Annotated in this window: 15 protein-coding genes; 2 read left to right on the top strand and 13 right to left on the bottom strand. The window is 66.3% G+C overall.

Going from position 1 to position 13,231, the window contains the following annotated elements; genetic code table 11:
- Nucleotides 1-15: 15 nt before the first annotated feature.
- Together EX20_RS01885 and EX20_RS01880 are read right to left on the bottom strand one after the other, a co-directional pair.
- Complete coding sequence (locus EX20_RS01885) at nucleotides 16-831, bottom strand: MetQ/NlpA family ABC transporter substrate-binding protein (protein ID WP_011886091.1); 816 nt, start codon at nucleotides 829-831, stop codon at nucleotides 16-18.
- A 191-nt stretch (nucleotides 832-1,022) separates the two neighbouring features.
- The gene (locus EX20_RS01880; RefSeq protein WP_011886092.1) at nucleotides 1,023-2,591 is read right to left on the bottom strand and encodes a methyl-accepting chemotaxis protein; all 1,569 of its coding nucleotides are present in this window, start codon (nucleotides 2,589-2,591) and stop codon (nucleotides 1,023-1,025) included.
- A gap of 200 nt (nucleotides 2,592-2,791) precedes the next feature.
- Here EX20_RS01880 and EX20_RS01875 point away from each other — a divergent pair, with 200 nt between their 5' ends.
- On the top strand, nucleotides 2,792-3,082 hold the full coding sequence (locus EX20_RS01875) for a YciI family protein (protein WP_011886093.1): 291 nt from the start codon (nucleotides 2,792-2,794) through the stop codon (nucleotides 3,080-3,082).
- Nucleotides 3,083-3,243: 161 nt separating this feature from the next.
- On the opposite strand, the gene EX20_RS01870 is transcribed toward EX20_RS01875, so the two are convergent.
- The 5 genes from EX20_RS01870 to EX20_RS01850 are packed head-to-tail and all read right to left on the bottom strand — an operon-like array spanning nucleotide 3,244 to nucleotide 7,326.
- Nucleotides 3,244-3,861, bottom strand: coding sequence for an SCO family protein (locus tag EX20_RS01870; RefSeq protein WP_014723689.1), 618 nt, complete (start codon nucleotides 3,859-3,861; stop codon nucleotides 3,244-3,246).
- A gap of 18 nt (nucleotides 3,862-3,879) precedes the next feature.
- Complete coding sequence (gene cyoE / locus EX20_RS01865) at nucleotides 3,880-4,782, bottom strand: heme o synthase (protein WP_011886095.1); 903 nt, start codon at nucleotides 4,780-4,782, stop codon at nucleotides 3,880-3,882.
- Nucleotides 4,783-4,790: 8 nt separating this feature from the next.
- Nucleotides 4,791-5,903 (bottom strand): COX15/CtaA family protein, encoded by a 1,113-nt coding sequence (locus EX20_RS01860; protein WP_014723690.1) that lies wholly within the window; start codon nucleotides 5,901-5,903, stop codon nucleotides 4,791-4,793.
- A gap of 25 nt (nucleotides 5,904-5,928) precedes the next feature.
- On the bottom strand, nucleotides 5,929-6,555 hold the full coding sequence (locus EX20_RS01855; RefSeq protein ID WP_014723691.1) for an SCO family protein: 627 nt from the start codon (nucleotides 6,553-6,555) through the stop codon (nucleotides 5,929-5,931).
- Nucleotides 6,556-6,615: 60 nt separating this feature from the next.
- Nucleotides 6,616-7,326, bottom strand: a complete 711-nt coding sequence (locus EX20_RS01850) for an SURF1 family protein (protein WP_034192578.1) — start codon at nucleotides 7,324-7,326, stop codon at nucleotides 6,616-6,618.
- 84 nt (nucleotides 7,327-7,410) lie between these two features.
- Here EX20_RS01850 and EX20_RS01845 point away from each other — a divergent pair, with 84 nt between their 5' ends.
- A complete protein-coding gene (locus EX20_RS01845) occupies nucleotides 7,411-7,620 on the top strand; it encodes a twin transmembrane helix small protein (protein WP_011886099.1) in 210 nt (69 codons plus the stop codon).
- Nucleotides 7,621-7,858: 238 nt separating this feature from the next.
- Here EX20_RS01845 and EX20_RS01840 read toward each other — a convergent pair whose 3' ends face one another.
- The 6 genes from EX20_RS01840 to coxB all read right to left on the bottom strand — a co-directional run bounded on the left by EX20_RS01840 (nucleotide 7,859) and on the right by coxB (nucleotide 13,187).
- A complete protein-coding gene (locus EX20_RS01840; RefSeq protein ID WP_011886100.1) occupies nucleotides 7,859-8,716 on the bottom strand; it encodes a cytochrome c oxidase subunit 3 in 858 nt (285 codons plus the stop codon).
- Nucleotides 8,717-8,855: 139 nt separating this feature from the next.
- Nucleotides 8,856-9,056, bottom strand: coding sequence for a DUF2970 domain-containing protein (locus EX20_RS01835; protein WP_011886101.1), 201 nt, complete (start codon nucleotides 9,054-9,056; stop codon nucleotides 8,856-8,858).
- 16 nt (nucleotides 9,057-9,072) lie between these two features.
- Nucleotides 9,073-9,681 (bottom strand): cytochrome c oxidase assembly protein, encoded by a 609-nt coding sequence (locus EX20_RS01830; protein ID WP_034192547.1) that lies wholly within the window; start codon nucleotides 9,679-9,681, stop codon nucleotides 9,073-9,075.
- Between the two features lie 35 nt (nucleotides 9,682-9,716).
- Nucleotides 9,717-9,857, bottom strand: a complete 141-nt coding sequence (locus EX20_RS32415; RefSeq protein ID WP_006760728.1) for a cytochrome oxidase small assembly protein — start codon at nucleotides 9,855-9,857, stop codon at nucleotides 9,717-9,719.
- Nucleotides 9,858-9,949: 92 nt separating this feature from the next.
- Nucleotides 9,950-11,557 (bottom strand): cytochrome c oxidase subunit I, encoded by a 1,608-nt coding sequence (gene ctaD / locus EX20_RS01820; RefSeq protein WP_011886103.1) that lies wholly within the window; start codon nucleotides 11,555-11,557, stop codon nucleotides 9,950-9,952.
- Between the two features lie 43 nt (nucleotides 11,558-11,600).
- On the bottom strand, nucleotides 11,601-13,187 hold the full coding sequence (gene coxB / locus EX20_RS01815) for a cytochrome c oxidase subunit II (RefSeq protein ID WP_011886104.1): 1,587 nt from the start codon (nucleotides 13,185-13,187) through the stop codon (nucleotides 11,601-11,603).
- Between the last annotated feature and the right edge of the window lie 44 nt (nucleotides 13,188-13,231).

Here is a 13,231-nt window from a genome sequence, read left to right as displayed (position 1 = left end):
ACCGGTGTGCGGCGTTCAGAACGACGCGACCATTGAGCCCTTGAACTGCTTCTTGATGAATTCGCGCACTTCCGGCGACTGGTACGCGCTGACCAGCTTCTTCACCCACGGCTGGTCCTTGTCCTTCGCGCGCACGGCGATCAGGTTCGCATACGGGCTCGTCAGCGATTCGAGCGCGATCGCGTCCTTGGTCGGCTGCAGGTTCGCGGCGAGCGCGTAGTTCGTGTTGATCACGGCCGCGTCGACGTCCGACAGCACGCGCGGCAGTTGCGCGGCGTCGAGCTCGGAGATCTTCAGCTTCTTCGGGTTCTCGGCGATGTCGAGCACCGTCGCGTTGTTGCCGCCCGTGCCGGCGCCGGCCTTCAGCTTGATCACGCCTTGCGTCTGCAGCAGCAGCAGCGCGCGGTTCTCGTTCGACGGATCGTTCGGCACCGCGAGCTTCGCGCCTTGCGGCAGATCCTTCAGCGCCTTGAACTTCTTCGAATACACGCCGATCGGCGAGATGTAGGTCAGGCCCGCGCTGACGATCTTGTAGCCGCGCTGCTTCACCTGGCTGTCGAGGTAGGGCTGGTGCTGGAAGCTGTTCGCATCGAGGTCGCCCGCGTCGAGCGCCGCGTTCGGCTGCACGTAGTCGTTGAACTCGATGACCTTCACGTTCAGGCCTTGCTTCTCCTTCGCGACCTTCTGCACGACCTGCCACACCTGCGCATCCGGGCCGGCAACCGTACCGACCTTGATCACCTTGTCTTCGGCGTGGGCGCCCGCCGACAGCGTCAGCGCGGCACCGGTGGCCACCACGGAAAATACCTTCAGGAGACTGCGACGCTTCATCTGTTTCTCACTTCGTTGCTAACTGAAATAGGGGCGCGATACGGGTATCCCCGGACTCGCAGGAAGGGGCAAATGGTGTCACAGGATCGCGCGGAAGTGAAATACATCCCGCTCATATATGTATGCACCGCAACGGGGCCGACGAACGACCGCCGCCACGGCCACCGGCCGCCGCCCGCCGGCCGGATGAGTCAGCGCGCGCCGCCGGCCGCCTCGGCGACGCGGAACGCGCCGATCGCCTCGCGCAGCCGCCCGGCCTGCTCCTGCAGCGACGCGGCGGCGGCCGCGGCCTCCTCGACGAGCGCCGCGTTCTGCTGCGTCACCTGGTCCATCTGCGTGACGGCGCGCCCGACCTGCGTGATGCCGCTTGCCTGCTCCTCCGATGCGGCCGCGATCTCGCCCATGATGTCGGTCACGCGCGCGACCGCCTGCAGGATCTCCCCCATCGTCGTGCCGGCCTGGCCGACCAGCGCCGAGCCGTTGCGCACGCGCTCGACCGAATCGACGATCAGCGCGCGGATCTCCTTCGCGGCCGTCGCGCTGCGCTGCGCGAGCGAGCGCACCTCGCCCGCGACCACCGCGAAGCCGCGTCCCTGCTCGCCCGCGCGGGCGGCCTCGACCGCCGCGTTCAGCGCGAGGATGTTGGTCTGGAAGGCAATGCCCTCGATCACGCCGATGATGTCGGCGATCTTGCGCGAACTGTCGTCGATCTGCCCCATCGTGCCGATCACGCGGCTCACGACGTCGTGGCCGGTGCGCGCGATCTCCGACGCGTTGTTCGCGAGCCCGCTCGCCTGCCGTGCGTTGTCGGCGTTCTGCTTCACCGTCGCGGTCAACTGCTCCATGCTCGCGGCCGTTTCCTCGAGCGACGCGGCCTGCTCCTCGGTGCGCTGCGACAGGTCGTTGTTGCCCGACGCGATCTCGCGGCTCGCCGACGCGATCGACTCCGCCGACTGACGAATCCCGCCGATCGTCGCCTGCAGGCGCGCCTGCATGTCGCGCATCGCGGCCATCATGCTGGTGCGGTCGTCCGCGCGCACCGGCACTGGCTGCGTGAGGTCGCCCTGCGCGATGCGGGCCGCCAGCGCGGCCGCTTCGTCCGGCTCGCCGCCGAGGCTCCCGCGCACGTTGCGGATGATCACGAGCATCGCCGCGCTGATCACCAGGCCGATCACCAGCACGACCGCGAGGTGGCCGAACAGCGTGCGGTAGTAGACGGTATCGATGTCCTTCAGGAACACGCCGCTCGAGATGTTCCAGTCCCACGGCGCGAAGCGCGTCACGTAGCTGATCTTCGGCACCGCGGTCTCGCTGTGCGGCAGTCGCCCGCGATACTCGGCGAAGCCGCTGCCGGTCGCCTTCGCGGCGTTCAGGATCGTGACGAACAGCGGCTTGCCGTCCGGATCGAGATAATCGCCGACCTGCGTGCCGACCAGTTTCGGCAACGTCGGGTGCATCAGCACGACCGGCTTCGAATCCATCACGAACACGTAGCCCGACTCGCCGTAGCGCATCGCGGCGAGGCTCGCGAGCGCGTCGCGCTTCGCGTCGGCCTCGGGCAGCGTGCCGCTCTGCGCGAGCGCGTGATACGCGGCCACGATGCCGGCCGCCGAATCGACGAGATTCGCGATGCCTTGCTTGCGTTCGGCGAGCATCGTCGCGCGCGTCTCGTATGCGCTCCATGCGCCTACGCCCAGCAGACCGATCCATACCAGCGCAAGCGCGAGCCACAGCTTGCGGTTCAAACTCATTCTGCTCATCTACGTGCCTTGTTGTCGAAGTCATGCCCCGCTGCGCGCCGACGGCCAGCCGCGCGCAAACGGTTGCGTACGTATTTACGGCAGCGACGCTTACGACTTGAATACAACCGGCCGGCGCACGGCACGACACCGGTGCGCGCCTGTGCTACAAAGACCGGCTGACCGGCGCGCAGCGCGCCGGCGCCATTCCGGGATCATCCATGTACGTCATCGACATCCAGTACCACGCGTCGCTCGAGCGCATCGACGATGCACTCGAACGCCATCGCGCGTATCTGCAGCCGCTGTTCGAGCGCGGCATCTTCATCGCGGCGGGGCCGAAGGTGCCGCGCGAAGGCGGCGTGATTCTCGCCGCGCGCATCGACCGCGACGAACTCGACGCGATTCTCGCCACCGATCCGTTCGTGACCGAAGGGCTCGCGACCTATCGCGTCACCGAATTCCGGATCACGCGCGCCGCGCAGGGTTTCAACGTGCCGGCGCTGCCGTGACCGACGCGGCGGCGCATGAACGCACGCGCGCACGACGTGCGCACGCGCATCGTGCATCGCAATCGGACAGGAAAGAGGGAAGCAGGCGTGACGGCGGCGCCGTCACGCGTCGCGCCGGGCAGCGGCCCGCGCGCTGAGGCGCCGAGGCGGCTTGGCGCCGCTCAGTCGACCAGCAGTTTCAGGTCGTGGACCCACGGGCCGGGGCCCTGGCCGTCGCGCACGAACAGGCGCAGCTTGCCGTCGCGATCGAACACGTAGCTCGCGGCGGTGTGATCCATCGTGTAGCTGCCGGGCGTCTTGCCGGGCACCTTCGCGTAGTACACGCGGAAGTCCTTCGTGACCTTCTTGAGCTGCGCTTCGTCGGCCGGCCGCAGCCCGATGAACGACGGATCGAACGCGGGCACGTACTGGCCGAGCAGCGCCGGCGTGTCGCGCTCCGGATCGACGGTGACGAACAGCACCTGCACCCGCTTCGCCGCATCGGGGCCCAGCTGCTTCAGCGCCTCGGACAGCTCGGCCATCGTGGTCGGGCACACGTCCGGACAGTGCGTATAGCCGAAGAACATCACGACCGCGCGGCCCTTGAAGTCGGCGAGCGTGCGCACCTTGCCGGCGGTGTCGGGCAGCGAGAAGTCGGTGCCGAACTGCGTATTGCCGGTGATGTCGAGATTCTGGAATTTCGGCGCGTTGTCGCAACCGGCGAGCAGCGTCGCGGCGGCGAACGCGCACGCGAGCAGCCAGCCTTGGCGCGCGCGGCGCCCGAACCGTGAATGGAGCATTGCGTTCAAACCGTGCAGTTACACGCCGAGCAACGGGCGCGCATAGTGATCGACGAGCAGCGCGGCGAACAGCAGCGACAGGTAGACGATCGAGTAGCGGAACGCCTTGCGGGCCAGCGCATCCGAATAGTCGCGGTAGATCTTCCACGCATACGCGAGGAACACCGCGCCGAGCAGCACCGCGCTCGTCAGGTAGACGGCGCCGCTCATGCCGGAAATGAACGGCATCAGCGTGACGGCGAACAGGATCACCGTGTACAGCAGGATGTGCAGCCGCGTGTATTGCTCGCCGTGCGTGACCGGCAGCATCGGCAGCCCCGCGTTTTCGTAATCCTTGCGGCGATAGAGCGCGAGCACCCAGAAATGCGGCGGCGTCCACACGAAGATGATCAGCACGAGAATCCACGCGTCGCCCGGCACCGCGCCGGTGACCGCGGCCCAGCCGAGCGCCGGCGGCATCGCGCCCGACGCGCCGCCGATCACGATGTTCTGCGGCGTCATCGGCTTGAGCAGCAGCGTGTAGATCACCGCGTAGCCGACGAACGTCGCGATCGTCAGCCACATCGTCAGCGGGTTCGTGAACGTGTAGAGCGTCCATGCGCCGATGCTGCCGAGCACGGCCGAGAACAGCAGGATCTGCGGCGTCGTGATCTCGCCGCGCGCGGACGGCCGCCACGCGGTACGGCGCATCATCGCGTCGATCTTCTGCTCGACCAGACAATTGATCGCGAACGCGGCGCCGGCCAGCAGCCAGATGCCGACCGTACCGCCGATCAGCACGCGCCACGGCACCATGCCCGGCGTCGCGAGGAACATGCCGATCACCGCGCAGAACACCGCGAGCTGCGTAACACGCGGCTTCGTCAGCGCCATGTACTGCGAAAACCGGCTACCGGGCGATTGGGAGAGGATGCTTTGCATGGGGGCGGTCACGCCGGGGCGGCGTCGCGCGCGGGCTGCACGACACGGCCGGGGCGGCTTGAAAGGATGCGAAAGTTTAACATGACGACGAGCAGCAGCAGGATCGCGGCGCCGCCGTTGTGCGCGACGGCGACCGGCAGCGGCCACTGCAGCACGATGTTGGTCAGGCCCGTCAGAAACTGCAGCAGCACGACCAGCAGCACGCCGTTCGCCGGCCGCCGCAGCGACTCGAAGCGGCGCATCTTCAGCGCGAACGCGACCAGATACGCGACGACGACGAACGCGAACGTGCGGTGCGTCCAGTGGATCGCGACCAGCGCGTCCTGCGTGATCGCGTCGCCGTCCTTCGTCATCCCGAGCGCGCGCCACAGATGGAAGCCCTGGCCGAAATTCATCGGCGGAATCCACTGGCCGTTGCAGGTCGGGAAGTCGGTGCACGCGAGCACCGCGTAGTTCGTGCTCACCCAGCCGCCGAGCGCGATCTGCACGACCAGCAACACCAGCGCGGCGAGTGCGGCGGCGCGGTAGCGGCCGGCCTCCGGATCATGCGCGGGCAGCGGCGTCTGCCGCGCCGCGAGCCAGCCGAGCGTGCCGAGCAGCGCGAGGCCGAGCAGCAGATGGGTCGTGACGATCACCGGCTGCAGCTTCATCGTGACGGTCCACGCGCCGAACGCGCCCTGCACGACGATCAGCAGCAGCAGGCTCGTCGGCCACCACGGCGACACCGACAGCGGGCGGCGGCGCAGCCGCGCCGACCACGCGATCACCACCTGCGCGATGATCAGCACGCCGATCGCCATCGCGAAATAGCGGTGGATCATCTCGATCCACGCCTTCGACATGCTGACGGGGCCGCTCGGCATCGCCTGGTGGGCGGCCGTGATCGCCGCGTGCGCGATGAACGGCGACGACGTGCCGTAGCAGCCCGGCCAGTCGGGGCAGCCGAGGCCCGAATCGGTGAGACGCGTGAAGCCGCCGAACATCACGAGGTCCAGCGTCATGAAGGTGGTGACCCACACCAGCTTGCGGAACTTGTCGTCGTCGGCCTTCACCCACACGTACGACAGCGGCAGCAGCGCGATGCACAGGCCGATCAGGCCGAGTTGCAGTAGATACGACATCGAATGTGTGCCTCGTTGTGTCGCCTTAACCGATGCTCGACCACTTCAGCAACTTCGTGACGTCCGTCTTGATCTTGCTGGGGTTCGGGTTCTTCGGGAAACGCATCATCAGGTTGCCGTTCGGATCGACCAGGTAGAGGTGATCGCTGTCCGTCGTGCCCGCGTCGGCCGGCAGCCATGCGGCGACCGCGGCCGGATCGGCGACCAGCCGCCGCGTGTCCGGGTAGGCCTCGAGCACCTTCGGCGGAATCGCGCCCGCATCGCTGCGCAGCCACACCATCGTCAGCCGGTGGCGCTCGCCCGCCTGCGTGACGCGGATCTGGCGCATGAAATAGAGCTTCTGCGCGCAGGCATCGTCGCATGCGCTGCGGTCGGTCATCACGAACAGCCACACGCCGCGCAGCGACGCCAGCGGCACCGTCCTGCCGGTTTCGTCGGTGACCTGCAGGTCGGCCGGGATCGGCCGCTGCGGCTCGATCAGCGTGCCGTAGTTGGTCGAGCCGCCCTTCGGCTTGATCACGTAATAGGTGAAGTACGACGCGATGATCGGCGCCGCGCACACGAGCCCGAGCAGCACGAGCATCCAGCGGCCGCGCTTGCGCGCCGCCGGCGAAACCGGCGTCGCGGCCGGACCCTGACGGGAAGATTGCATGGACAAATCAAACCTCTCGAAACGAACCCGCGGCGCCGTCGCCGCGTCCGGGCACCGCGCTCACGCGTCGGCCGACTTCTTCGCCGCCCGCCGCGCGGCGTACAGGCCGAAACCGAGCGCGGCTGCGGCGATGCCCCACCACTGAAACATGTAACCGTAATTGCGCTCGACGCCGGTCGTCGCGGCCGGCCAGTCGCGCACGAGCCGGTCGCCGTCGTCGCTCGTCTGCTGGATCACGAACGGCTGCAGCGGCAAGCCGGTTTCCTTCGCATACGCGGCCACGTCCAGGTTCTGGCGGATCTTCTGGTACGCGGCCGAGCCGCCTTCGCCGAGTTCGAACGCACGCGACGCGTCGGCGCGCGCGATGCCTTCGATCTCGATGTCGCCCGCGGGCGTCGAAAACGGCTCGATCGCCGTGCGATCGGCGATGTTGCGCGGCAGCCAGCCGCGATTCACCAGCACGACGCCGCCGCCCGCGAGTTTAAACGGCATCACGACGTAAAAACCCGGCTGGTCGTTATACGGCCGATTGTCGAGGAACACCACCTGCTCGGGCATGAAGCGGCCTTTCGCCCGCACGCGGTGAAACTCGATCGACGCCAGCGCAACCGGCTGCGCGCCCAGGTCGACCGGCGCGGCGTGCTCGTAGCGCACGATGTCCGCCTGCAGCGCCTCCTTCTGATGCGCGCGGTCGCGCTGCCAGAAGCCGAGGCGGATCGCCGCGGCGACGACGGCGAGTATCAGCAGCGCGGGCAGCCAGCGGATCTTCATCGCGCCGCCCACCGGCCGCAGCCGCGAAAGCGAAGTGAGATAATTATCCGCTTCCTGTCGAATTGCCGTCGTCCGGTTCGTGTCATGCACATCCTCGTTCCCATCGCCTTCGTCCTGATCATCGCCAGCATGGGCTCGGCGCTCTACTTCATGATGCACGACCGCGGCCACACGAAACGCATGGCCTGGTCGCTCGCCACCCGCGTCGGGCTGTCGGTGTCGCTGTTCCTGTTCATCCTGTTCGCGAACTGGATGGGCTGGATCCATTCGACCGGCCTGCCCATCGGGCGTTGATGGATTCGGTGCGGCGGCCGATGCCGCGGCAACCGACGCTGCGGCAGCCGGTGCTGCGTCTGCCGGGGCCACAGCAGCCGCTGTGACATATCGCCGCACACCGGCGCCGCCAAGCAAAAGCGCCGCCTGACTGAGTCGCGGCGGCGCCCGGTGGCGTCGGGCGCGCGGCAACCGTCAGCTGCCCGCACCCCGCCAATCTGAAACGGCCCGCGCATCGCTGCGCGGGCCGTCGTTCCATTTACAGCCAGTAGACGACGACGTACAGGCCGAGCCAGACGACGTCGACGAAGTGCCAGTACCACGCGGCGCCTTCGAATGCGAAATGGTGATCCGGCTTGAAGTGGCCGCGGATCATCCGCACCAGCACCACCGCGAGCATCGTGCCGCCGAGGAACACGTGGAAACCGTGGAAGCCCGTCAGCAGGAAGAACGTCGAGCCATAGACTCCCGAATTCAGCGTGAGGTTCAGTTCGTTGTACGCGTGGTAGTACTCGAAGCCCTGCAGGAACAGGAAGCAGACACCGAACACGAGCGTCGCGGCGAGCCATGCGATCGCCTTCTTGCGGTGATCGTCGCGCAGCGCATGGTGCGAGATCGTCAGCGTGACGCCCGACGACAGCAGCAGCGCGGTGTTCAGCGTCGGGATCGGCCACGGCCCCATCGTCTTGAAGTGACCGGCGAGCGCGCCCGGCCCTTCGTTCGGCCACACGGCGGAGAAGTCCGGCCAGATCAGCTTGTAGTCGAGGCTGCCGAGCTGGTGCAGCGCGATTTCACGGGCGTAGAACAGCGCGCCGAAGAATGCGCCGAAGAACATCACTTCGGAGAAGATGAACCAGCTCATGCTCCAGCGGTACGACTTGTCGACGTTCTTGCCGTAATGACCGCCTTCCGACTCGGAAATCGCGTCGCCGAACCAGTGATACAGCGTGAAGAGCAGCCACAGCAGCCCGAGCAGCGCCGTAAACGGCGCCCAGTCGTGACCGTTGAGCCACAGCGCCACCGACCCAAGCATGACCAGCAGGCCGACGGCCGCGCTGATCGGATGCTGCGACGGATGCGGCACGAAATAGTACGGGGTCTGGTTTTGACCGCTCATGCTTGATTCTCCACTTCAGTCCAATTTGTGTACCGGAAACCGCTCCGGTCTTATTTCTGGCGCGGCGCGACGGCCGCCACTCTTTCCCGTACGCGGCGCCCGGGGCGCCACGCACTGCATTCTTTCGTCGCCGCGGGCGTCAGCCCACGACCGCACGCACGATCAGGATCAGCACGCCGATGAACATGCCGGCCGCGATCAACGCGACGATCAGCACGTGCAACGGATTGAGCTGCGTCGCATCGGCTTCGAGATCGCGCCGCTTGCGCACCCCGAAGAACGACCACAACACCGCCCGTACCGCCTGGCCGAACGTCCCGCTCCGCTTGGTCTCCGTCATCGCCCCGTCTCCGTGGTCATGCGGCCGGTTTCGCCGCGCCCTGCTCCGCGCTCTTGCGCGGCGCCGGCGCCGGCGCGGCCGGCGTATTGAGCTCGAAGAACGTGTACGACAGCGTGATCGTCTTCACGTCCTTCGGCAGTTTCGGATCGATCACGAACACCACCGGCATCTTGCGCGACTCGTTCGCGGCCAGCGTCTGCTGCGTGAAGCAAAAACACTCGATCTTCTTGAAGAACTCCGTCGCCTGCTTCGGCGCGTAGCTCGGAATCGCCTGCGCCACCACCGACCGGGCCTGCCCGTTGGTCACGTCGTAGACGATCGTCGTCAGCTCGCCCGGATGCACGTCGAGGCTGTTGTGCTCCGGCTTGAAACCGAGCGGGCCGCGCGCATTCGCATCGAACTCCACCGACACCGTGCGGCCGTAGTCGACCTGCGAGCTCTTCGCTTCGCGCGCGCTGACATCGCGCTGCACCAGATTGTTGATGCCGGTGACCTGGCAAATCGCGCGATACATCGGAATCAGCGCGAAGCCGAAGCCGAACATCAGTGCGGCGACGACGAAGAGCTTCACCAGCATCGAACGATTGAACGCCCGATCGACGGCGCCATCTTCCGGCTTCGACATACGACTACTTCCTCGCTACTGCGTCAGTTGCTGCATCAGTGAGTGGACAGCCACCACTGCTTGATCACGACACCCACAAAGAAAACGGCGGCGATGACGAGCAGGATGAGGCCGAGCCGCTTGTTGCCCGCGCGAATCTGCTCGGGCGTTCGTCTTTCTTGTGGATTCCGGTTCATCTGGAACTTCGCTGAAACTGCGCTGAAACTTCGGTCCGGCGTCCGCCGCTGCCTGCCTGCACGGCAGGCAGCGGCGGAACGCACGGCGTAACTTATTCCACGTGCGGCGGTTGCTCGAACGTGTGGAACGGAGCCGGGCTCGGCACCGTCCATTCGAGGCCCGTCGCGCCGTCCCACGGCTTGTCCGACGCCTTTTCGAGGTCGCCGCCGCCACGGTAGGCCGGCAGCGCGACCGCGAACAGGAAGTACACCTGCGCGAGGCCGAAACCGAATGCACCGATCGTCGCGATCTGGTTGAAGTCGGTGAACTGCGCCGGGTAGTCCGCATAGCGACGCGGCATGCCCGCGAGGCCGACGAAGTGCATCGGGAAGAACGTCAGGTTGAAGAAGATCATCGACGACCAGAAGTGGATCTTGCCGCGCGTCTCGTTGTACATCCAGCCCGTCCACTTCGGCGACCAGTAGTACCAGCCCGCGAACAGCGCGAACAGGGAACCGGCCACCAGCACGTAGTGGAAGTGCGCGACCACGAAGTAAGTGCCGTGGTACTGGATGTCGAGCGGCGCCATCGCCAGCATCAGGCCCGTCAGGCCGCCGAACGTGAACACGAACAGGAAGCCGATCGCGAACATCATCGGCGTTTCGAACGTCATCGAGCCGCGCCACATCGTCGCGAGCCAGTTGAACACCTTCACGCCCGTCGGCACCGCGATCAGCATCGTCGCGTACATGAAGAACAGCTGACCGGTGACCGGCATGCCCGTGGCGAACATGTGGTGCGCCCAGACCATGAACGACAGGATCGCGATCGACGCGGTCGCGTACACCATCGAGCTGTAGCCGAACAGCGTCTTGCGCGCGAACGCCGGGATCACCTGCGACACGATCCCGAACGCCGGCAGAATCATGATGTACACCTCGGGGTGGCCGAAGAACCAGAAGATGTGCTGGTACATCACCGGGTCGCCGCCGCCTGCCGCGTTGAAGAACGACGTGCCGAAGTGGCGATCGAACAGCACCATCGTGATCGCGCCCGCGAGAACCGGCATCACGGCGATCAGCAGGTACGCGGTGATCAGCCAGGTCCATGCGAACATCGGCATCTTCATCAGCGTCATGCCCGGTGCGCGCATGTTCAGGATCGTCACGACGATGTTGATGCCGCCCATGATCGACGACGCGCCCATGATGTGGACCGCGAAGATCGCGAAGTCCATGCCCGGGCCCATCTGCGTCGACAGCGGTGCGTACAGCGTCCAGCCGGCGGCCGTCGCGCCGCCCGGCGCGAAGAACGAACCGACCAGCAGCACGGCCGCGACCGGCAGCAGCCAGAAGCTGAAGTTGTTCATCCGCGCGAACGCCATGTCGGATGCGCCGATCTGCAGCGGAATCATCCAGTTAGCGAAGCCGACGAACGCCGGCATGATCGCGCCGAACACCATGATCAGCCCGTGCATCGTCGTGAGTTCGTTGAAGAACTCCGGACGCATGATCTGCAGGCCCGGCTCGAACAGCTCGGCCCGGATCGCGAGCGCCATCACGCCGCCCGACAGGAACATGATGAACGAGAACAGCAGGTACAGCGTACCGATGTCCTTGTGGTTGGTGGCGAACAGCCAGCGGCGCCAGCCGTGCGGTGTTTCGTGCGCGTGGTCGTCGTGCGCGTGGCCCGCGGCTACGTCGTGCCCGATGCTAGACATGAGAATCTCCTAATGCGAATACGTCGACTAACTCAGCGACACGTCAAGCCGCCGGCCCGATCTCGACGCGCCGCGCTTCCTTCGCGTCGGCGCCGCCCGTGATCGTTTCCGGCTTCTTGAGAACAATGTGGTCTTCCGCCACGCCTGCAGCCTTCAGCGCATCGCGCACGGCTTGCGCGCGGCGCTTCGCGAGCTCCGCATTGGCGTCGGCCGAGCCCGACTTGTCGGTGAAGCCCGACAGCGCGAGCTTCGCGTCCGGATGCGCCTTCGCATAATCGGCCGCGGCGGCGATCGCCGCCTTCGCGTCGGCCGGCAGCACGCTCTTGCCCGTTTCGAAGTAGACCGTGGACACTGCCGCCGCTGCGGCCGGCTGCTCGGCCGCGCCCGACGCGGCTTGCGCCGGCGCCGATGCCGCGTCGGCCGGTGCGGCCGCGCCTGCTGCGTCTTCCGGCATCTTGCCGTTGCGTGCGTCGGCTACCTGCTTCGGTTGCAGCAGGTCGTTCTTGTGGTTGCCCCACGAATTGCGTTCGTAGGTGATGACCGATGCGATGTCGAGGTCCGACAGCGACGCCCACGACGGCATCGCGCCCTTGCCGTGCAGCACGCGCTCGACGTGGCCGGCGATCGGGCCGTTCACGATCGCGCTGCCGTCCATCGCGGGAAACGCGCCGAGGCCCTTGCCGTTCACCTGGTGGCAGGCCGCGCAGTTCGCCTTGTAGACTTCCTCGCCGTGCGCGACGAGTTCGGCCATCGTGTAGACCTTGTTCGGATCGACCGCTGCGTTCGCGAGCTTGCCCTTCTGCGCGCTGACCCACTTCGCGTAGTCTTCGTCCGACAGCACTTCGACGACGACCGGCATGAACGCGTGTTCCTTGCCGCACAGTTCGGTACAGAAGCCGCGGAACGTGCCGACCTTGTCGGCCTTGAACCACGTATCGCGCACGAAGCCGGGGATCGCATCCTGCTTCACGCCGAACGCGGGCACGTACCACGAGTGGACGACGTCGTTCGCGGTCGTGATGATCCGGATCTTCTTGTTGACCGGCACGACGAGCGGGTTGTCGACTTCCTGCAGATAGGTTTCGGTGATCGGCTTCTTGCCCATCACTTCGTCACGCGGCGTGCTGAGCGTCGACAGGAAGCTGATGCCCTCGCCCGGGCCCTTCACGTAGTCGTAGCCCCACTTCCACTGATAGCCGGTGACCTTGATGGTGAGATCGGCGTTGGTGGTGTCCTTCATCGCGACGACGGCCTTCGTGGCCGGCAGCGCCATCAGCACGACGATGATGAACGGCACGATCGTCCAGATGATTTCGACGGTCGTGCTTTCATGGAAATTGGCGGCCTTGTGGCCTTTGGATTTGCGGTGCGCGAAGATCGAATAGAACATCACGCCGAACACGCCGACGAAGATCACCGTACAGAGGATCAGCATCATCGTGTGGAGATCGTAGAGCTCCTCGGCGATCTTCGTGACCGGCGGCTGAAAGTTGATCTCGTTGACGCGGGGGCCGCCCGGGCTATCACCGACCGCCAGAGCAGCGCCGGCAAAGAGCAGACCGCTGCATGCCAGCACGCCCGTGAGGGCTCGCTTGATTGTTTTCATAGCATCCTTACCCAAAATTTCCATTCAAACCCTCCCCCGTCGCAAGCCTCCGGCCCTGGGCCGGTGCC

It is taken from the genome of Burkholderia sp. WP42 (genome assembly GCF_000745665.1).
Taxonomy (GTDB): domain Bacteria; phylum Pseudomonadota; class Gammaproteobacteria; order Burkholderiales; family Burkholderiaceae; genus Burkholderia; species Burkholderia vietnamiensis.
This window is presented reverse-complemented; position numbering and strand designations above follow the sequence as displayed.

Excerpts from the sequence above, each read along its gene's own strand:
- EX20_RS01885 (WP_011886091.1), bottom strand. The coding sequence starts at position 831 with ATGAAGCGTCGCAGTCTCCTGAAGGTATTTTCCGTGGTGGCCACCGGT.
- ctaD (WP_011886103.1), bottom strand. The coding sequence starts at position 11,557 with ATGTCTAGCATCGGGCACGACGTAGCCGCGGGCCACGCGCACGACGAC.
- EX20_RS01870 (WP_014723689.1), bottom strand. The coding sequence starts at position 3,861 with ATGCTCCATTCACGGTTCGGGCGCCGCGCGCGCCAAGGCTGGCTGCTC.
- EX20_RS01875 (WP_011886093.1), top strand. The coding sequence starts at position 2,792 with ATGTACGTCATCGACATCCAGTACCACGCGTCGCTCGAGCGCATCGAC.
- EX20_RS01830 (WP_034192547.1), bottom strand. The coding sequence starts at position 9,681 with ATGTCGAAGCCGGAAGATGGCGCCGTCGATCGGGCGTTCAATCGTTCG.
- EX20_RS32415 (WP_006760728.1), bottom strand. The coding sequence starts at position 9,857 with ATGAACCGGAATCCACAAGAAAGACGAACGCCCGAGCAGATTCGCGCG.
- EX20_RS01845 (WP_011886099.1), top strand. The coding sequence starts at position 7,411 with ATGCACATCCTCGTTCCCATCGCCTTCGTCCTGATCATCGCCAGCATG.
- cyoE (WP_011886095.1), bottom strand. The coding sequence starts at position 4,782 with ATGCAAAGCATCCTCTCCCAATCGCCCGGTAGCCGGTTTTCGCAGTAC.
- EX20_RS01855 (WP_014723691.1), bottom strand. The coding sequence starts at position 6,555 with ATGCAATCTTCCCGTCAGGGTCCGGCCGCGACGCCGGTTTCGCCGGCG.
- EX20_RS01835 (WP_011886101.1), bottom strand. The coding sequence starts at position 9,056 with ATGACGGAGACCAAGCGGAGCGGGACGTTCGGCCAGGCGGTACGGGCG.
- EX20_RS01860 (WP_014723690.1), bottom strand. The coding sequence starts at position 5,903 with ATGTCGTATCTACTGCAACTCGGCCTGATCGGCCTGTGCATCGCGCTG.
- EX20_RS01880 (WP_011886092.1), bottom strand. The coding sequence starts at position 2,591 with ATGAGCAGAATGAGTTTGAACCGCAAGCTGTGGCTCGCGCTTGCGCTG.
- coxB (WP_011886104.1), bottom strand. The coding sequence starts at position 13,187 with ATGGAAATTTTGGGTAAGGATGCTATGAAAACAATCAAGCGAGCCCTC.
- EX20_RS01850 (WP_034192578.1), bottom strand. The coding sequence starts at position 7,326 with ATGAAGATCCGCTGGCTGCCCGCGCTGCTGATACTCGCCGTCGTCGCC.
- EX20_RS01840 (WP_011886100.1), bottom strand. The coding sequence starts at position 8,716 with ATGAGCGGTCAAAACCAGACCCCGTACTATTTCGTGCCGCATCCGTCG.